The organism is Pseudomonas sp. REP124, assembly GCF_020164475.1.
Classification (GTDB): Bacteria; Pseudomonadota; Gammaproteobacteria; order Pseudomonadales; family Pseudomonadaceae; genus Aquipseudomonas.
Window position 1 is genome coordinate 1 of record NZ_JAIQWX010000008.1, and the last position, 19,529, is coordinate 19,529.

15 protein-coding genes are annotated in these 19,529 nt (G+C 62.2%); 6 read left to right on the forward strand and 9 right to left on the reverse strand.

The annotated features are described in order from the left end of the window. The first annotated feature begins 371 nt into the window (after nt 1-371). From K9857_RS03505 to K9857_RS03530, 6 genes are all read left to right on the forward strand, one after another. Entirely contained in the window at nt 372-1,532 is a 1,161-nt protein-coding gene (locus tag K9857_RS03505) for an efflux RND transporter periplasmic adaptor subunit (RefSeq protein WP_175377818.1), read from the forward strand. Continuing rightward, nucleotides 1,529-4,630 (forward strand): multidrug efflux RND transporter permease subunit, encoded by a 3,102-nt coding sequence (locus tag K9857_RS03510; RefSeq protein WP_224533518.1) that lies wholly within the window; start codon nt 1,529-1,531, stop codon nt 4,628-4,630. Before K9857_RS03505 ends, K9857_RS03510 begins: the two co-directional genes overlap by 4 nt. A 9-nt stretch (nt 4,631-4,639) precedes the next feature. After that, nucleotides 4,640-5,317 (forward strand): heavy metal response regulator transcription factor, encoded by a 678-nt coding sequence (locus K9857_RS03515; protein WP_007916978.1) that lies wholly within the window; start codon nt 4,640-4,642, stop codon nt 5,315-5,317. Next, the gene (locus K9857_RS03520) at nt 5,307-6,671 is read left to right on the forward strand and encodes a heavy metal sensor histidine kinase (RefSeq protein WP_224533519.1); all 1,365 of its coding nucleotides are present in this window, start codon (nt 5,307-5,309) and stop codon (nt 6,669-6,671) included. Before K9857_RS03515 ends, K9857_RS03520 begins: the two co-directional genes overlap by 11 nt. A gap of 123 nt (nt 6,672-6,794) precedes the next feature. Next, complete coding sequence (locus K9857_RS03525) at nt 6,795-7,019, forward strand: hypothetical protein (RefSeq protein WP_224533520.1); 225 nt, start codon at nt 6,795-6,797, stop codon at nt 7,017-7,019. Nucleotides 7,020-7,324: 305 nt separating this feature from the next. Continuing rightward, nucleotides 7,325-8,827, forward strand: a complete 1,503-nt coding sequence (locus tag K9857_RS03530) for a sensor domain-containing diguanylate cyclase (RefSeq protein WP_224533521.1) — start codon at nt 7,325-7,327, stop codon at nt 8,825-8,827. 181 nt (nt 8,828-9,008) lie between these two features. On the opposite strand, the gene lpxC is transcribed toward K9857_RS03530, so the two are convergent. The 9 genes from lpxC to murD all read right to left on the reverse strand — a co-directional run bounded on the left by lpxC (nt 9,009) and on the right by murD (nt 19,528). Then, nucleotides 9,009-9,920: a UDP-3-O-acyl-N-acetylglucosamine deacetylase gene (gene lpxC, locus K9857_RS03535; protein WP_175377813.1), complete on the reverse strand. Its 912-nt coding sequence runs from the start codon at nt 9,918-9,920 to the stop codon at nt 9,009-9,011. A gap of 112 nt (nt 9,921-10,032) precedes the next feature. Next, a complete protein-coding gene (ftsZ, locus tag K9857_RS03540) occupies nt 10,033-11,226 on the reverse strand; it encodes a cell division protein FtsZ (protein WP_224533522.1) in 1,194 nt (397 codons plus the stop codon). Between the two features lie 105 nt (nt 11,227-11,331). Next, nucleotides 11,332-12,591: a cell division protein FtsA gene (gene ftsA / locus K9857_RS03545; protein ID WP_224533523.1), complete on the reverse strand. Its 1,260-nt coding sequence runs from the start codon at nt 12,589-12,591 to the stop codon at nt 11,332-11,334. Between the two features lie 15 nt (nt 12,592-12,606). Beyond that, nucleotides 12,607-13,473 carry a cell division protein FtsQ/DivIB gene (locus K9857_RS03550; protein WP_175377810.1) on the reverse strand — a complete coding sequence of 289 codons (867 nt, stop codon included), beginning with the start codon at nt 13,471-13,473 and terminating at the stop codon, nt 12,607-12,609. A gap of 4 nt (nt 13,474-13,477) precedes the next feature. Then, nucleotides 13,478-14,458, reverse strand: a complete 981-nt coding sequence (locus tag K9857_RS03555; RefSeq protein WP_224533524.1) for a D-alanine--D-alanine ligase — start codon at nt 14,456-14,458, stop codon at nt 13,478-13,480. Continuing rightward, nucleotides 14,455-15,915, reverse strand: a complete 1,461-nt coding sequence (gene murC, locus K9857_RS03560) for a UDP-N-acetylmuramate--L-alanine ligase (RefSeq protein WP_224533525.1) — start codon at nt 15,913-15,915, stop codon at nt 14,455-14,457. The genes K9857_RS03555 and murC overlap by 4 nt, the downstream gene beginning before the upstream one ends. Then, nucleotides 15,908-16,978 carry an undecaprenyldiphospho-muramoylpentapeptide beta-N-acetylglucosaminyltransferase gene (gene murG, locus K9857_RS03565; protein WP_224533526.1) on the reverse strand — a complete coding sequence of 357 codons (1,071 nt, stop codon included), beginning with the start codon at nt 16,976-16,978 and terminating at the stop codon, nt 15,908-15,910. The genes murC and murG overlap by 8 nt, the downstream gene beginning before the upstream one ends. After that, the gene (gene ftsW, locus K9857_RS03570; RefSeq protein ID WP_411961538.1) at nt 16,968-18,185 is read right to left on the reverse strand and encodes a putative lipid II flippase FtsW; all 1,218 of its coding nucleotides are present in this window, start codon (nt 18,183-18,185) and stop codon (nt 16,968-16,970) included. Before ftsW ends, murG begins: the two co-directional genes overlap by 11 nt. After that, on the reverse strand, nt 18,182-19,528 hold the full coding sequence (gene murD, locus K9857_RS03575; RefSeq protein ID WP_224533527.1) for a UDP-N-acetylmuramoyl-L-alanine--D-glutamate ligase: 1,347 nt from the start codon (nt 19,526-19,528) through the stop codon (nt 18,182-18,184). The genes ftsW and murD overlap by 4 nt, the downstream gene beginning before the upstream one ends. Nucleotide 19,529: the final 1 nt, after the last annotated feature.

A 19,529-nucleotide genomic window follows, 5' to 3' on the forward strand; every position in this document is an offset into this window, starting at 1 on the left:
CACACATCGAGAGGAGGTGCAGCGAAGCAAACCGGAGGCGATGCCCCCGGATGGATGCCGGAGCGAAGGGATCCCGAGCCCCAGCGAGGGACCGAACGTCGGGGCGAGACCTTTTGGTTACTTTTGGCTGGGCCGGCATTCCGGGCGTTTGCCAAAAGTGACCCGACCGTCAGGGCGGAACCGACAGCCGCCGTTACCGCAGCAATGGATATACCCCCAATCCCCCCCCCCCTGGTCGGCCCAGAGGCCGCCAAGACCAAAGCGCAGAGAAAACTGACAACGCCGTCAGTTAGCAGTCACCTTCCTGACCGCCAAACAGGTTTATAAAGGAACATACCAATCCTATAACCCTGCCCTGGCGCCTCTCCCGAATGCGAATCCAGCAAAAGCCCGTCCTGCTCGTCGCCCTTCTGATCCTCCTGGCAGCGCTGGGCCTGTGGTATGCCACCAAACCCGCCAAGACCAAACTCGCCGCGCCCAACGCCATCCCCGTGCGGGTGATCAACGTCGCCGAAAAAGACGTGCCCCGCTACGTCAGCGGCATCGGCTCGGTGCTGTCGCTGCACAGCGTCGTGGTCCGTCCGCAGATCGACGGCATCCTGACCAGAATCATGGTCAAGGAAGGCCAACTGGTGACCAAGGGCGACCTGCTGGCCACCATCGACGACCGCTCGATCCGCGCCAGCCTCGACCAGGCTAGGGCGCAGCTCGGCGAGAGCCAGGCGCAACTGCAAGTGGCCCTGGTCAACCTCAAGCGCTACAAACTGCTGAGCGTCGACGACGGCGTCTCGAAACAGACCTACGACCAGCAACAGGCACTGGTCAACCAGCTCAAGGCCACCGCCCAGGGCAACCAGGCCTCGATTGACGCTGCTCAGGTGCAACTGTCCTACACCCAGATTCGCTCCCCGGTCACCGGCCGCGTCGGGATTCGCACGGTGGACGAAGGCAACTTCCTGCGCATGACCGACACCCAAGGCCTGTTCACCGTCACCCAGATCGACCCGATTGCCGTGGAGTTCTCCCTGCCGCAACAGATGCTGCCGACCCTGCAGGGCCTGATCAGCGATCCGCAGCACGCCCCGGTCAAGGCCTACATCGGTGCCGATACCGACGGTGAAACCGGCAACCTGCTGGGCGAAGGCCACCTGACTCTTATCGACAACCAGATCAACGCCAACACCGGGACCATCCGCGCCAAGGCCGAATTCAACAACGCCTCGCAGAAGCTCTGGCCGGGCCTGCTGGTGACGGTAAAAATTCAGACAGCCCTCGACAAGGATGCGCTGGTGGTGCCGCCCACTGTCGTACAGCGCGGCCTGGATCAGCCGTTCGTCTACCGCGTCCAGGGCGACAAGGTGGAAACGGTCCCGGTGGAAATGGTCTACCAGACCAGCGGCCAGAACATCATCAAGGGCGTGAAGCCCGGTGACGTACTGGTCAGCGACGGCCAGTCGCGGCTCAAGCCCGGTTCCACCGTGCAAGTGCTGACCGAGCCCGCGCAAGTGGTGCAATCGGAGGCCGCGCAATGAAAGGCCACGGTTCGGTATCGGCCTGGTGCATCGACCACCCGGTAGCCACGGTGCTACTGACCTTCGCCCTGGTGCTGCTGGGCGTCATCGCCTTCCCGCGGCTGCCGGTGGCGCCCTTGCCCGAAGCGGAATTCCCGACCATCCAGGTGGCGGCGCAACTGCCCGGCGCCAGCCCGGAAACCATGGCATCTTCGGTAGCCACGCCTCTTGAAGTGCAGTTCAGCGCCATTCCCGGCGTGACCCAGATGACCTCGAGCAGCGCGCTTGGCTCGACCAACCTGACCCTGCAATTCACCCTCGACAAGAGCATCGACACCGCCGCCCAGGAAGTGCAGGCGGCGATCAACACCGCCGCCGGCAAGCTGCCCAAGGACATGCCGAACCTGCCGACCTGGCGCAAGGTCAACCCGGCCGACAGCCCGGTGCTGATCCTCAGCGTCAACTCGTCGCTGATGCCCGGCCCCGAACTCAGCGACTTGACCGAAACCCTGCTGTCCCGTCAGATCAGCCAGATCGACGGTGTAGGACAGGTCAACATCACCGGTCAGCAACGTCCGGCGATTCGCGTCCAGGTCTCGGCGGACAAACTGGCGGCCATCGGCCTGACCCTGGCCGATATCCGTCTGGCGATTCAGCAGACCAGCCTCAACCTGGCCAAGGGTGCGCTGTACGGCGAGTCGAGCATTTCCACCCTGTCCACCAACGACCAGTTGTTTCATCCCGAGGACTACAGCCAACTGATCGTGTCCTACAAGGACGGTGCACCGGTCCACCTCAAGGACGTGGCCAAGGTGGTCAACGGCTCGGAAGATGCCTACGTCCAGGCCTGGGCGGGTTCGCAGCCTGGGGTCAACCTGGTGATCTTCCGCCAGCCGGGGGCCAACATCGTCGAGACCGTGGACCGCATTCAGGCCGCACTGCCGGGCCTGGAAGCGATGCTGCCGGCCTCGGTGCAGGTCAAGACCCTGATCGACCGCACTCAGACCATCCGCGCCTCGCTGCATGAAGTGGAAATCACCCTGCTGATCGCCATCATGCTGGTGGTGGCGGTGATGGCGCTGTTCCTGCGCCAGCTGTCGGCGACGCTGATTGTGTCGGCGGTGCTCGGCGTTTCGCTGGTTGCCAGTTTCGCCCTGATGTACGTCATGGGGTTCAGCCTGAACAACCTGACCCTGGTGGCGATCGTGGTCGCCGTGGGCTTTGTGGTCGACGATGCAATTGTGGTGGTGGAGAACATTCACCGGCATCTGGAGGCCGGCGACGGCATGCGCGAGGCGGCGATCAAGGGCGCCGGGGAAATCGGCTTCACCGTGGTCTCGATCAGTTTCTCGCTGGTGGCGGCGTTCATTCCGCTGCTGTTCATGGGCGGCGTGGTCGGGCGGCTGTTCAAGGAGTTCGCCCTGACCGCGACCTCGACCATTCTGATTTCGGTGGTGGTGTCCCTGACCCTGGCGCCGACCCTGGCTGCGCTGTTCATGCGCGCCCCGGTGCACGATGCCCACGCTAAACCGGGCTTCGGCGAACGCCTGCTGGCCCTGTATGAGAAAGGTCTGCGCCGCGCGCTGGTGCATCAGAAACTGATGCTCGGCATATTCGGCCTGTCGGTAGCCCTGGCGGTTGGCGGATACATCTTCATTCCCAAAGGCTTCTTCCCGGTGCAGGACACCGGTTTCGTCCTCGGCACCACCGAAGCGGCCGCGGATATTTCCTACGGCGACATGGTGAAAAAACACCTGGCGATGGCCGAAATCGTCGCGGCCGACCCGGCGGTCCAGACGTTCTCGCACTCGGTCGGCGTCTCGGGCAGCAATCAGACCATCGCCAACGGCCGCTTCTGGATCGCCCTGAAAAAACGCGGCGATCGCGATGTGTCCGCCAGTCAGTTCATCGACCGGATTCGCCCGCAACTGATGAAAGTCCCCGGCATCGTCCTGTACCTGCGCGCCGGCCAGGACATCAACCTCAGCTCCGGCCCGAGCCGTGCCCAATACCAGTATGTGCTCAAGAGCAACGACGGCGCGGTGCTGAGCACCTGGACTCAGCGCCTGACGGAAAAACTGCGCGGCAACCCGGCGTTCCGCGATGTTTCCAACGACTTGCAACTGGGCGGCAGCATCACTCACATCAGCATCGACCGCAGCGCCGCGGCGCGCTTCGGCCTGACCGCCAGCGATGTCGACGAAGCGCTGTACGACGCCTTCGGCCAACGCCAGATCAACGAATTCCAGACCCAGGTCAACCAGTACAACGTGATTCTGGAACTGGACACCAAACAGCGCGGCAAGGCCGAAAGCCTCAACTACTTCTATTTGCGCTCGCCGCTGAGTGGCGAGATGGTGCCGCTGTCGGCGCTGGCTCGCTTCGATGCGCCCACCGTCGGCCCGCTGTCCATCGCCCACGACGGCATGTTCCCGGCCGCCAACCTGTCGTTCAACCTCGCCCCCGGCGTGGCGCTGGGCGATGCGGTGATCATGCTCGACCAGGCCAAGGCCGACATCGGCATGCCGGTGGCGATCAGCGGCAACTTCCAGGGCGCGGCCCAGGCGTTCCAGAGTTCGCTGGCCAGTCAGCCATGGCTGATCCTCGCGGCGCTGGTGGCGGTGTACATCATTCTCGGCGTGCTCTACGAGAGCTTCGTGCACCCGCTGACCATCATCTCGACCCTGCCGGCGGCGGGACTCGGTGCGGTGATCATGCTGTGGATTTGCGGCCAGGACTTTTCGATCATGGCGCTGATCGGCCTGGTGCTGCTGATCGGTATCGTCAAGAAGAACGGCATCCTGATGATCGACTTCGCCCTGGAGGCGCAGCGCAAGGGCGGCCTGTCTCCGGAGGACGCGATCTTCCAGGCCTGTCTCACGCGGTTCCGGCCGATCATCATGACCACCCTCGCCGCCCTGCTCGGCGCCCTGCCGCTGATGCTCGGCTACGGCACCGGCGCCGAGCTGCGCCAACCGCTTGGGATCGCGGTGGTCGGCGGCCTGTTGGTTAGCCAGGCGCTGACGCTGTTCACCACGCCAGTCATATACTTATGGCTCGAGCGGCTATTTCATCGGCCCAAAACCACGCCCGTACCGGCGCTGGCGACCACAGACTGAGGCGGGGTCATGCGTGTCCTGATTATCGAAGACGAAGAAAAAACCGCGGACTATCTGCACCGCGGCCTGACGGAACAGGGTTACACCGTGGACCTGGCCCGCGATGGCGTGGAAGGCCTGCACCTGGCGCTGGAAAGCGACTACGCGGTGATCGTCCTCGACGTGATGCTGCCGGGCCTCGATGGCTTCGGCGTACTGCGCGCGCTGCGTGCGCGCAAACAGACACCGGTGATCATGCTCACCGCCCGCGAGCGCGTCGAAGATCGCATCAAGGGCCTGCGCGACGGTGCCGACGACTACCTGGGCAAACCCTTTTCCTTCCTCGAACTGGTGGCCCGCCTGCAGGCGCTGACCCGTCGCAGCGGCGGCCACGAACCGGTGCAGGTGAGCATCGCCGACCTGTGGATAGATCTGATCAGCCGCAAGGCCACCCGCGCCGGCACCCGCCTGGACCTGACCGCCAAGGAGTTCTCGCTGCTCAGCGTGCTGGCCCGGCGTCAGGGTGAAATCCTTTCGAAAACCGCCATCGCCGAGATGGTCTGGGACATCAATTTCGACAGCGACGCCAATGTCGTCGAAGTCGCGATCAAGCGTCTGCGGGCCAAGCTCGACGGCCCCTTCGATGAAAAACTGCTGCACACCATCCGTGGCATGGGTTATGTGCTGGAGAGCCGTGGTGTCCAGTAACAGCATCGCCCTGCGCCTGAGCGGCATGTTCACCCTGGTGGCGCTGCTGGTGTTCCTGTTGATCGGCTGGGCGCTGTACCAGCAGGTCGACAAGGGCCTGGGCCTGCTGCCCGAAGCAGAGCTGGATGCGCGTTACAGCGTGCTCGAATCCACGGTCGGGCGCTACGGCACGCCGGAGCATTGGGTGAAGATCAACAACAAGCTCAAGCTGCTCGGCGAAGAGGACAAGCGCATCAGTTTCTGGATCACCAGCGGAGATCCTCACTACGAATACGGCAACCTCACGCCGCAGATCCGCGAGTTTGCCCAAGGCCCGCTGGGCATGCGCGACATGTCCCTGCCCGGTCAGCCCTACCCGCTCAAAGTGCTGGTCAGCCAGTTCCCGGCCAAGGACCAACGACCGCCGCTGCGCTTCATGATCGGTATCGATACCGAGACGTTTTTCCACACCCAGCATCAGTTGCTGATCGCACTGATCAGCCTGGCGATTGTCGGCGTGCTGCTGGCCTCGGCCCTGGGTTACTGGGTGGCGCGGATCGGCCTCAAGCCGCTGATCAAACTGTCCCAGGAGGCCCAGCGCCTGGCGCCGCCGCTGCGTTCCGGACGCTTGCGACTGTCGCCGTTGCCGCCGGAATTGAATCAGTTCGTCAACTCGTTCAACGCCACTCTTGAGCGGGTCGAACAGGCTTACTCGCGGCTTGAATCCTTCAACGCCGACGTCGCCCATGAACTGCGTTCGCCATTGACCAACCTGATCGGCCAGACCCAGGTGGCGCTGACCCGGGGGCGTTCGGCGGAACATTATTTCGAGGTCCTGCAATCGAACCTCGAGGAGCTGGAGCGGCTGCGCTCGATCATCAATGACATGCTGTTTCTGGCCAGCGCGGACCAGGGCAGCAAGGCGACCAAACTCACCTCCACGTCCCTGGCCGATGAGGTGGCGACGACCCTGGAGTACCTGGATTTCATCCTCGAAGATGCCCAGGTTCAGGTGCAGGTCAGCGGCGATGCCCAGGTGGAAATCGAGATCGCCCATCTACGGCGGGCGCTGATCAACCTGCTGAACAATGCGGTGCAGCACACCGAGCCGGGCCAGGTGATTCAGGTGCAAATCCAGGCCGAGGAGCATCGGATCAGCATCGGCGTGGCCAACCCGGGTTCACCGATCTCCAACGAACACCTGTCACGGCTGTTCGAGCGTTTCTACCGGGTCGATGCCTCGCGCAGCAATAGCGGGCACAACCACGGCCTGGGGCTGGCGATCGTCAAGGCGATCGCGTTGATGCATGGCGGGGATGTGTTCGTGCGCAGTGACCACGGGATGAATACCTTCGGGATTCATTTGCCGGTTTGAGAAGGCTGCGATCTTTGCTTTTCACGTAACAGTCCTTTCATGAATCCGCTCTTTTTCCCATCGGCCGACATCCTTATCTTTGCTCGCACCAAACAGCACTTGCCAAGCAAGAAGGTTTTAAAGATGTCCAACAGTATGGGTATTGCCAGCGCTTTCGTTTTGTCCTCGTTGATCGCTTCTCCTTTCGTCATGGCTGAAGAGTCGCAAGCGTTCGTCGCCCAGAACGCCGCACGCGCCGCCGCTTACGAAGAGCACCAGACCGAGATGACGGCCAAGGCTCAGCAAGCCACTCAAGCCCCGCAGGCCTCCAGCTCCCAGTCTCGGGGCGAAGTCCTGAAGGACAGCTGATCCCCGCACATCGCACCAGTTTCCCCCGACATTTTCACGGCTCTTCCCGTGAAAATTGTCACCAGGGCCGCCCTCACCAGCGGCCTTTTTTTCGTTTGTTATTACAGTCATCGCAACGATTCGCGTTGCCCCATGGACGACGTATTACCTGTGGGAGCGTGGCTTGCCCGCGATGGTTGTTAACGATAACGCTGGAAACCTGATGCCCCGGGTTATCGTTGACCACCATCGCGAGCATGCTCGCTCCTACAGGGATCGGGGTATGGGGCTACGCTTAGTCAGTCACTCCCGCAGACCTGTGCCCCATGACCGTACGCCGTACCCCTCAACGTGCAAGCAGCGCCGGGCGGCCCGAGCTTCTGGTGATTCTCGGCAGCAGCCTGACCGTCATCGCGATTATCGCCATCGTCACCTTTCTGCTGATTCGCGAACACGCCAACGCTCATCAGACCGCCACCCGCAGCGCGACCACCATCGCGCAACTGATCGACGCCGATGTGCTGCGCACGGTGGAACTCTACGACCTGACCCTGCAAGGCCTGATCGCCGCCGCGCACAGGGATGATCTGAAGCAGGTGTCGGCGCAGGTTCGCCAACTGGTGCTGTTCGACCGCTCCGCCACTGCGCGCTTCAAAAGCGACATCCTGTTGCTCGACAAGCATGGCGAGGTGCTCGCCGACTCCTCATTGATCGAGCCCAAGCCGGGCAACTTCGCCGACAGGGAATACTTCCTCGCCCATGCCTTCAATCGTGACGTCGGCCTGTTCATCAGCCGCCCGTACAAGACCCGCTGCGACTGCGAGTTCAACGACGAATGGCAAATAAGTTTCAGCCGGCGCGTATCCTCGGCGAGCGGTGAGTTCCTGGGCGTCGCGGTGGCTTCGATGCGTCTGGAGTACTTCGAGCAGTTGTTCAACAGCCTGGACATCGGCACCGACAGCACCCTGGCCATCATCAATGACGACGGCTTGCTGCTGGCACAGAAGCCTTTTCTGCAAGGCAGCTCGATCGGCAAGAGCTATGCCGGCCGGCCCAACGTCGTGCGTATGCTGCGGGAGCGCAGCGGCAGCTTTGACAGTGTGTCGAGCGTTGACCAGCGGCAACGGCTGTATACCTTCAGCCGGGTCGGCAACTTGCCGCTGACGGTAATCGTCGCCCTGTCCGGCGATGAAGTGTTCGCAGCCTGGAAACGCACGGCGATTGTCATCAGCGGCGCCACCGGGGTTCTGTGTCTGGCGTTGTTGTGGCTGACCTGGCTGCTCTGCCGCGAACTGCGTTTGCGCCACTGCATCGAGAAGGAGCTTGAACAACTGGCGGCCACTGACGCGCTGACCGGCGTGGCCAACCGTCGGACCCTCGATCAGACCCTGCGCCATGAATGGTTCCGCGCACAGCGCTCCGGCAAACCAATGTCGGTGCTGATGATCGATGCCGACCACTTCAAGGCCTTCAACGACCGTCATGGTCACCCGGCAGGCGATGAAGCCTTGCGCTCGCTGGCCGAGGTCATCAGCGCCAACGTCCACCGCCCGACCGACCTGGTGGCCCGCTATGGGGGCGAGGAGTTTTCGGTGATCCTGGCGGAAACCGACAACGACGGCGCCCGGCAGATCGCCGAGCGCATTCGAGAACAGGTCGAAGAATTGCCGGTGGTAGCCGGTGATGAACGGCCCATGACAGTGAGCATCGGCATCAGTACCTGGACCACCGCCAGTGATATCAGTCTTGAGCAGCTGCTGTTTGCAGCGGACAAGGCGCTGTACCAGGCCAAGGATGGAGGGCGTAATCAGGTATTCAGCCTACCTTGACCCCTGTAGGAGCGAGCATGCTCGCGATGGTCTCCAACGATAACGTGGGAAACCTGATGCCCCGCGGTGTTCCGTCCTCCATCGCGAGCATGCTCGCTCCTACAGGGGGTCGAGACCAAATTTCGGAAATAAAAAAAGGCCACCCGAAGGCAGCCTTTAAAAAACTAGAGAGGTTTTTTACTTACACGGCCGCAACAGGGCGCATGTAAGAGATCGGTGCAGTGCTGGCGTCTTCAAACGTCACGACTTCCCAGGCATCTGTCTGCTCAATCAACTTGCGCAGCAGCTGGTTGTTCAGTGCGTGGCCGGACTTGAAGCCCTTGAACTCACCAATCAGGCTGTTGCCCAGCAGGTAGAGGTCACCAATTGCATCGAGAATCTTGTGCTTCACGAATTCGTCTTCATAGCGAAGGCCGTCTTCGTTCAGTACGCCATCGGAGTCAACCACGATCGCGTTTTCAACGCTGCCGCCGAGTGCGAGGTTGTGCTTGCGCAGGTACTCGATGTCACTCATGAAACCAAAGGTACGGGCGCGGCTGACTTCTTTTACGAACGAAGTGCTGGAAAAATCCACGCTTGCACTTTGTGTGCGGTTACGGAAAACCGGGTGATCGAAATCGATCTCGAAGCTCACCTTGAACCCGTCGAAAGGGACGAAAGTGGCGCGCTTGTCGCCGTCTTCCACTGTCACTTCCCGCAGGATGCGGATGAACTTCTTGGCTGCGTCCTGTTCTTCCAGGCCAGCCGACTGAATCAGAAATACGAAGGGTCCAGCGCTACCATCCATGATCGGGACTTCGGACGCGGAGAGCTCGACGTAGGCGTTATCGATGCCCAGGCCAGCCATGGCCGAGAGCAAGTGCTCCACCGTGTCCACTTTCACGTCACCGTTGACCAGCGTCGTCGACATGGTTGTCTCGCCGACGTTGGCTGCACGAGCCGGGATCTCGACCACAGGATCGAGGTCGGCACGGCGAAAGACGATTCCGGTGTCGATCGGTGCAGGCTTGAGGGTCAGGTAAACCTTTTCCCCGGAGTGCAGGCCTACACCTGTGGCACGGATAATATTTTTCAGTGTGCGTTGTTTAATCATGGCTTGGGCCGCTTCAGCGCAATTTGCGAACTGGTATCAACAAAGGCTGGCGATGATAGCAGACCACGCCTTTGCTGAACACCAATCACCTTCATAGCCCTGATACATTTCATCAATCGGCCTGACGACGCAGGAAAGCCGGGATGTCCAGGTAGTCCAGATCATCTTGCGGATTCAGCTTCGCGGCAGCCGCAGCACCGGCCTGAGCCTGGTTGCGCATGACGGTCGGACGGTCCAGGTCACGGTAGTTCACCGCTGGAGCTTCCTGACGAACAGGGGCCTGTTGTTGTGGCTGTGGAGCCATGGTGGTGTGAACGGTATTGTCGATCACCTTCATCGGCTTCTCGATTTTCGCGCCCAGACCGGTGGCGACCACGGTGACGTGCAGCTCGTCGCGCATGTCCGGATCGATAACGGTACCGACCTTGACCATGGCGTGCTCGGAAGCGAAGGCTTCGATGATGCTACCCACGTCGGAGTACTCACCCAGGGACAGGTCAGGACCGGCGGTGATGTTCACCAGGATGCCGCGTGCACCTTGCAGGTTCACGTCTTCGAGCAACGGGTTGCGAATGGCCGCTTCAGTGGCTTCGCGAGCACGGTTCGGACCGCTTGCGCAGCCGGTACCCATCATCGCCATGCCCATTTCGCTCATCACGGTACGCACGTCGGCGAAGTCGACGTTGATCATGCCCGGACGCTTGATGATGTCGGAGATACCGCGAACGGCACCGGCCAGTACATCGTCAGCCTTGGCGAAAGCCGACAGCAGGCTTGCGTCTTTACCCAGGATGGTCAGCAGCTTCTCGTTGGGAATGGTGATCAACGAGTCGACGCTTTCGGACAGCAGACGAATGCCTTCGTCGGCCAGCTGCATACGCTTGCGGCCTTCGAACGGGAACGGACGGGTCACCACCGCAACGGTGAGAATGCCCATTTCCTTGGCCACTTCGGCGATGATCGGCGCAGCACCGGTACCGGTACCGCCGCCCATGCCAGTGGTGATGAACACCATGTTGGTGCCCTGCAGGACCTCGGCGATGCGCTCACGATCTTCGAGAGCGGCCTGACGACCCACTTCAGGGTTGGCGCCGGCGCCCAGACCTTTGGTCACGCCGGTACCCAGTTGCAGGATGGTCCGCGCGCTGATGCTCTTCAGCGCCTGGGCATCAGTGTTGGCGCAGATGAATTCGACGCCTTCAATGTTGCTCTTGACCATGTGATTCACGGCGTTGCCGCCGCCACCGCCTACACCGATAACTTTAATGACCGGGCTTGCGGGGATGTTGTCTACGAGTTCGAACATTTTCCCTCTCCTTTACGTTCTCTAGTTTTTTTCGCCTACTGCTTTTACTGCCTGTCACTTCTACCGCTCTTTCTCGCCGCTTGAAGCTCGCGGCTCGAAGCTGCTTTAAAAGTTGCCCTGTACCCAGCTCTTGATGCGATCGAGCAAGGCGCCTTTCGGCTCTTCGTTGCTGTAGCTGTCGCGGCTGCCGATACCCGAGAACGAAATGCCATCGGATTGTTTCTGCAGGCCGTACATCAACAGGCCAACGCCAGTGGAATAAATCGGGTTGCGCACCACGTCATCCAGACCGTTCACGCCATGCGGCACGCCCAGGCGTACCGGCATATGGAAGATTTCCTCGGCCAGTTCAGTGGCGCCTTCCATCTTCGCGGTACCGCCGGTCAGCACGATGCCGGCCGGGATCAGGTCTTCGTAGCCGCTGCGACGCAGTTCGGCCTGGATCAGCGTGAACAGCTCGTCGTAACGCGGCTCGACCACTTCGGCCAGGGCCTGACGGGACAGCTCGCGCGGAGGACGGTCGCCAACGCTTGGCACTTTGATGGTTTCACCGGCACCGGCCAGCTTGGCCAGGGCGCAGGCATAGCGAATCTTGATTTCTTCGGCGTACTGGGTCGGGGTGCGCAACGCCATGGCGATGTCGTTGGTCACCTGATCGCCGGCGATCGGGATCACCGCAGTGTGACGGATCGCACCTTCAGTGAAGATCGCGATGTCGGTGGTGCCGCCGCCGATGTCCACCAGGCAAACGCCCAGCTCTTTTTCGTCGTCGGTCAGTACCGAGTACGCGGACGCCAGTTGCTCGAGAATGATGTCGTCGATTTCCAGGCCGCAGCGGCGCACGCATTTTTCAATGTTCTGTGCGGCGTTGACGGCGCAGGTGACCACGTGGACCTTGGCTTCCAGACGCACGCCGGACATGCCCAGAGGCTCGCGAACGCCTTCCTGGTTATCGATCACGTAGTCCTGCGGCAGGGTGTGCAGGACGCGCTGGTCAGCGGGGATCGCCACGGCCTGGGCGGCGTCGAGAACGCGCTCCAGGTCGGCGGAGCTGACTTCGCGATCACGGATCGCCACGATGCCGTGGGAATTCAGGCTTCGGATGTGATTGCCGGCCACGCCAACGAAGGCCGAGTGGATGCGGCAGCCAGCCATCAGCTGCGCTTCTTCGATAGCGCGCTGGATCGACTGCACGGTGGACTCGATGTTCACCACCACGCCCTTCTTCAGGCCACGGGAGGGGTGAGTACCGATTCCGACGATATTCAGCGTGCCGTTGTCCTCGACCTCGCCTACCAGCGCCACCACCTTGGAGGTGCCGATATCGAGACCGACGATCATTTTGCCGCTTTGCACGTTTGCCATGGGTCCTGCCTCTTCTTAATTCTTCGCGACAGCGGGTTGGGCTGCCGGAGGCGCTACAGGTTCCCGCCAGCCAACAGCAAGGCCGTTGGCGTAGCGCAGATCGATGCGCGCAATGTTCGTAATCTGTTCTTTAAGCGTCTTGTCGTAGATGGCGATGAAACGGCGCATCTTTTCTACCTGGTTGCCGCGTCCCAGCAGCAGCTCGATGCCGGGGCCCGCGCTGCCGGGGCCGGTGGTCAGAAACCAGCTGCCTCGGTCACGCAACTCCAAACGTGCGATGGAGAAGCCCAGCGGCCTGAGCATCTGACTCAGTACCTGGTATTGCTGCATCACCTGCTGCTGGGCCCGTTGTGGGCCGAACAGCTGCGGCAGGTGTTCGTAATTGGCCAGTTCACGCGGCGTGAACGCCTGACCCTGGTTATTCAACAGCGACTCATCGCCCCAACGAGCCACCGGCAGTTGCTCTTCGAGGCGAATCACCACCTGATCCGGCCATACCCGGCGCACTTCGGCGTGGGCGATCCATGGCATCTGTTCCAGCTCGGTGCGCATGCTCTCAAGGTCGATGGTGAAGAAGCTCGACGCCACGTACGGGGCGATTCGCTGCTGCACCGCCTGCTGGCTGATGTAGCTCAGGTCGCCCTGAACGTTAATCTTGGTGATCGGTCGGTCGGCGTACGGCATCAAACGCTGCGCGCCTTCGTAAGTACCGAACCCCAATGCCACCAACAGCACCGGCCAGAACAGGCTTTTCAGAAAGCCGAAATTGGCTTTGGGCAGGCGCGCGGACATCGGCTCTTTGGCCACCATTCGGCTGGCACCCCGTGGCACCGGCTTGCGGCCGGTAGCGGGAGGCTGATGTCTCAACTGTGCGCCTTGCATGGTCTTAACCTCGCGACTCTTGCTTGTCGGCGGCGTTGCGGGCAACGCTTTCGGCGAGAATGGCCAGAACCAGTTGCTGGAAATCCAGACCGGCGGCACGGGCCGCCATCGGCACCAGGCTGTGATCGGTCATGCCCGGTGCGGTGTTGACTTCCAGGAACCAGAACTGCCCGTCGGCGTCCTGCATCACGTCCGCCCTGCCCCAGCCGGCGATACCCAGCGCCTCACAGGCTTTGGCCGTGAGGTCCATGAGTTCCTGTTCCTTGGCACTGTCCAGCCCGCACGGAATGCGGTACTGGGTATCGTTGGCGATGTACTTGGCGTCGTAGTCGTAAAAGCTGTGGGTCGTGCCCAGGGCAATCGGAGGCAACACCTGGTCACGCAGGGTGGCGATGGTGAACTCCGGACCATGAATCCATTGCTCGACCAACACTTGCGAATCATAGGTACTGGCCGCTTTCCAGGCGTCGATCAACTCGGACGCGGAAGTCACTTTGGCCATCCCGATACTTGAACCTTCATGGGCCGGTTTGACGATCAAAGGGAAGCCCAGTTCCGCGGCGGCGGAAATACAATCGGCCTCGCTGCTCAACACCGCGTGACGTGGCGTCGGAATACCCAGGCTGTGCCAGACCTGCTTGGTGCGAAGCTTGTCCATGGCCAGGGCCGAGGCCAGGATGCCGCTGCCGGTGTACGGAATGCCCAGGCATTCGAGCAGGCCCTGCATGCTGCCGTCTTCACCGCCACGACCGTGGAGGATGATGAAGGCGCGGTCGATCTTTTCGTTCAGCAGACGCTGCAGCAGGTCATCGCCGACATCGAGACCGAACGCATCCACACCGGCGCTCTGCAGCGCATCGAGGACAGCGTTGCCCGATTTCAGGGAGACTTCGCGCTCGGCACTCTTGCCGCCGAACAGCACGGCGACGCGGCCGAAATCCTTCGGCGCGACGGTGGAGACGAGGTTGGCGTAGGCAGCGGTCATTTCAACTTCCCCTCGACCGGCGCAGCCACGGCGCCGGTGAACAACGGACTCTTCAACAAACTCGGGGCAAGGCCGCCGACATCACCGGCGCCCTGGCACAGCAGGATGTCGCCGGCACGCAGCAGCGGCTTGACCAGTGGTGCCAGGTCGACGCCACGCTCGATGTAGATCGGGTCGAGCTGGCCGCGCTGGCGGATGCTGTTGCACAGCTTGCGGCTGTCGGCACCCGGAATCGGCTCTTCGCCGGCCGGATAGACTTCCATCAACAGCAGGACGTTGGCGTCGGCCAGTACATTGACGAAATCGTCGTACAGATCGCGCGTGCGGCTGTAGCGGTGCGGCTGGTAGACCATCACCAGACGGCGCTCCGGCCAGCCACCGCGCACGGCCTTGATCACCGCCGCGACTTCGGTCGGGTGGTGGCCATAGTCATCGACCAGCATCACGTTGCCGCCTTCGACCGGCAGTTCGCCGTAGACCTGGAAGCGCCGGCCGACGCCCTGGAAGCCCGACAGGCCCTGGACGATGGCTTCATCGCTGACGCCTTCGTCGCTGGCGATGCAGATGGTCGCCAGTGCGTTGAGTACGTTGTGGTTGCCCGGCATGTTCACCGAGACATCCAGCGGCTCGCGATCCGGACGCAGCACGGTGAAGAAGGTCTGCATGCCCTGCTGACGCACATTGATGGCGCGCACGTCGCAGTCTTCGCCGAAACCGTAGGTCACGGTCGGACGCTTGACCTGAGGCAGGATTTCACGCACGACCGGGTCGTCCAGGCAAACCACGGCCAGACCATAGAACGGCAGGTTATGGAGGAATTCGACGAAGGTTTTCTTCAGTTTGTTGAAGTCACCGTCGTAGGTTGCCATGTGGTCGGCATCGATGTTGGTGACCACAGCGACCAGCGGCTGCAGGTGCAGGAAACTGGCATCGCTTTCGTCGGCTTCGGCGATCAGGTAACGGCTGGTGCCGAGCTGGGCATTGGTGCCCGCTGCATTCAGACGGCCACCGATCACGAAGGTCGGATCCAGGCCACCGGCGGCAAACACCGAAGCGATCAGGCTGGTGGTGGTGGTTTTGCCGTGGGTACCGGCGACGGCGATGCCGTGGCGATAGCGCATCAGCTCGGCCAGCATCTCGGCGCGCGGCACCACAGGGATGCGGCGCTCCAGGGCGTTGGCGACTTCCGGGTTGGAGGTGTTGACGGCGCTCGACACTACCAGCACGTCGGCAGCGGCAGCGTTCTCGGCGCGGTGGCCGATGAAGATCTGCGCGCCGAAGGATTCCAGGCGCTCGGTAACCGGTGAAGCTTTAAGGTCCGAGCCGGACACTTCATAGCCCAGGTTCAACAGCACTTCGGCGATCCCGCACATGCCCACGCCGCCGATACCGACGAAGTGGATGCGACGGATGCGGCGCATTTCCGGTTGTGGCATGGCTTTCTGATTCTCAACCATGGGCCACCTCCAGGCAGGTATCGACCACGTTACGGGTGGCATCGGGTTTTGCCAGGCGGCGGGCCGCAGTGGCCATATCGTTCAGTCGTTGCGGTTGCATCAGGACCTCTGTCAGGCGCGCGGCAAGATCCGCTGCGCCGGTCGTTCTTTGCGGCATCAGGAAGGCAGCGCCTTCACGGGCCAAATAATCGGCGTTGCGGGTCTGGTGATCGTCGATCGCGTGGGGCAAGGGCACCAGCATCGAGGGCAGACCGGCGGCAGCCAGTTCACTGATGGTCAATGCGCCTGCGCGGCACACCACCAGGTCGGCCCAGCCATAGGCTTGGGCCATGTCTTTGATGAAAGGCTGCACCTGCGCTTCGACGCCAGCCGCGCGATAGCGCTCTGCAGTCACTTCATCGTGGTTTTTGCCGGCCTGATGGAACACTTCCGGGCGCAGGTCGGGAGCGACTTGCGACAGGGCTTCAGGCAGCAACTTGTTCAACGGCTCTGCCCCCAGGCTTCCGCCCAGGACCAGCAAACGCGCCTTGCGACCGCCCAGGGCGGCTCGCGGTGTTTCGAGGAACAGCTCGGTGCGCACCGGGTTACCGGTGGTCCGTCGGCTGCTCGACAGGGTAAAGGTGTCGGGGAACGCTTCACAGACTCGAGCGGCCAACGGCACCAGCAACCGATTGGCGGTACCGGCCACGGCGTTCTGCTCGTGAACGATCACCGGCACACCAGCCAGTTTGGCGGCGACACCGCCAGGACCGGTCACATAACCACCGAATCCGACCACGCAGACCGGCTGCAACTGGCGAATGATCGCCCGTGCCTGCCAGACCGACTTGAGCAGCATGAACGGTGCCTTGAGCAGCGACAGCTTGCCCTTGCCCCGCAGGCCGCTGGCGTTGATACGGTGCAGTTCGATGCCGGACATCGGCACCAGTTCGTTTTCGATGCCGCGCGGCGTGCCGAGCCAGTGCACGGTGTAACCGCGCGCCTGGAATTCGCGGGCACAGGCCAGCGCCGGGAATACGTGGCCGCCGGTACCGCCGGCCATGATCAATACGTTAGCGCCCATGATTCGGCTCCTCGGCGAAGTCGCTCTCATGGAATTCCATCTCTTCGCTGCCCAGGTGGGTTCGACTCTCCCACTCGATGCGCAGCAGCAGGCCAAGACAGGCACAGCAGATCACCAGCGAGCTGCCGCCATAACTGAGGAAAGGCAAGGTCAGACCCTTGGTCGGCAGCAGACCGACGTTCACCCCGATATTGATCAGAAATTGACCAATCCACAGGAACGACAGGCCGTAAGCGACATAGGCCGCAAAGAACTGTTTGGCTTTCTCGGCCCACAGGCCGATGTACATGCCACGAATACAGACGAAGACGAACAGCGCGACCGTGCACAGCGAGCCCACGGCGCCCAGTTCTTCGGCAAGGACGGAGAACACGAAGTCGGTGTGGGCTTCCGGCAGGTAGAACTGCTTCTGCACGCTGTTGCCCAGGCCGACGCCCAGCCACTCGCCGCGACCGAAGGCGATCAGCGCCTGGGACAATTGATAACCGGCACCGAACTGGTCGGCCCAAGGGTCGGCAAAGTTGGTCAGACGCGCCATACGATAGGGCTGCATCTGAATCAACAGCACCACGGCACCGACCGCCAACACCACCATCAGGGAGAAACGGAACAGCCCGACCCCGCCCAAGAACAGCATCGCCGCTGCGGCGCCCATCATCACGACGGTGGCACCGAAGTCCGGCTCCATCAGCAGCAGACCCGCCATCGGCAGCAGCACGATGAACGGCTTGAAGAAGCCCATCCAGCTCTCGCGCACTTCTTTCTGACGACGTACCAGGTAACCGGCCAGATAAATCACCACGAACACCTTGGCGATTTCGGACGGCTGTACGTTAAAGAAGCTGAAGCCGATCCAGCGCATCGAACCGTTCACCTCACGGCCGATGCCCGGAATGATCACCATCACCAGCAGGCCGAAGGCACCAATGAGCATCAACCAGCCCAGGCGCTGCCAGGTGGCGATCGGAATCATCATGGTGACGATGCAGGCACCAAGGCCCAGCACCACGTAGATCAGGTGACGAATCATGTAATACAGCGGGCTGCCCGACTGCACGGCCGCCACTTCGGTCGATGCCGAGGCGATCATGATCAGGCCCAGACCCAACAGCGCCAGGCAACCGGCGAGCATCGGGAAGTCGAGATCGATACCGCGTCCGGTAATCAGCGGTGATGGATACGGCTTAATGATGCCCTTCAGGCTCATGCCAGATCCTCCACGGCGCGGACGAACTGGTGACCACGGTCTTCGTAGTTCTTGAACATGTCGAAGCTGGCGCAGGCTGGCGACAGCAGCACTACATCGCCCGGCTGGGCAGCGGCGCGGCACTGTTCAACGGCTTCGACCAGAGAGCCTGCGCGAATCAGCGGCACGGCGTCGCCAATGGCTTCACCGATCTTGTCGGAATCACGGCCCATCAGAATGACGGCGCGGCAGTTGGCGGCCACCGGACCACGCAGATCCTTGAATTCGGCACCCTTGCCGTCGCCGCCGGCGATCAGCACGATCTTGCCGTCGATGTCCGCGCCAAGACCTTCGATGGCAGCCAGGGCGGCGCCGACGTTGGTGGCTTTGGAATCGTTGTAGTAGCCGACGCCATCCAGGTCACGGACCCACTGGCAACGGTGTTCGAGCCCGGCGAAGTTGCGCAGGGCCGAGAGCATGGCATCGAACGGCAGGCCGACCGCATGGCCGAGGGCCAGGGCCGCCAGGGCGTTGGACTGATTATGGGCGCCGCGGATTTTCAGCTCGCGCACCGGCATCAGGTTCTGGAATTCGAAGGCCAGGTATTTCTCGCCATCTTCCTCACGCAGACCGAAAGCCTTGAAGTCCGGCTTGGTCAGTCCGAAGGTCCAGCAAGGCTGGCCCTCGCCCATCAGCGGACGGCTGAGGGCGTCCTGGCGATTGACCACGAACTGTTTCGCGCCACGGAAGATCCGGTGCTTGGCCAGATGGTAGGCCGGCAGGCCGCTGTAGCGGTCCATGTGGTCTTCGCTGATGTTGAGCACGGTCGCGACTTCGGCGTTGAGTTGGTCGGTGGTTTCCAGCTGGAAGCTCGACAACTCCATCACGTACAGCTCGACGTCGTCGCGCAGCAGGTCCAGCGCCGGCGTGCCGAGGTTGCCGCCGACGGCGACGCGCTTGCCGGCCGCGGCCGCCATTTCGCCGACCAGGGTGGTCACGGTGCTTTTCGCGTTGGAACCGCTGATGGCCACGATCGGCGCCTTCGCGTTACGCGCGAACAGCTCGATGTCGCCGGACAGCTTCACGCCACGGGCAGCTGCAGCCTGCAGGGCCGGAGTCGCCAGCGCCAGGCCGGGGCTCACGTAGAGCTCGTCGGCACGGCACAGGAACTCTACATCCAGCTCGCCACAACGCACTTCCACGTGCGGATAGTCACGTTTGAGCGTGGCCAGTTCCGGTGGATTTTCCCGCGTATCGGCCACGGCAAACGCCACGCCCCGGTTCGCCAGGAAGCGAACCAGGGACATGCCGCTCTTGCCGAGGCCGACAACGATGCGGAAGTGGTCAGAAGCTATCAGGGACACG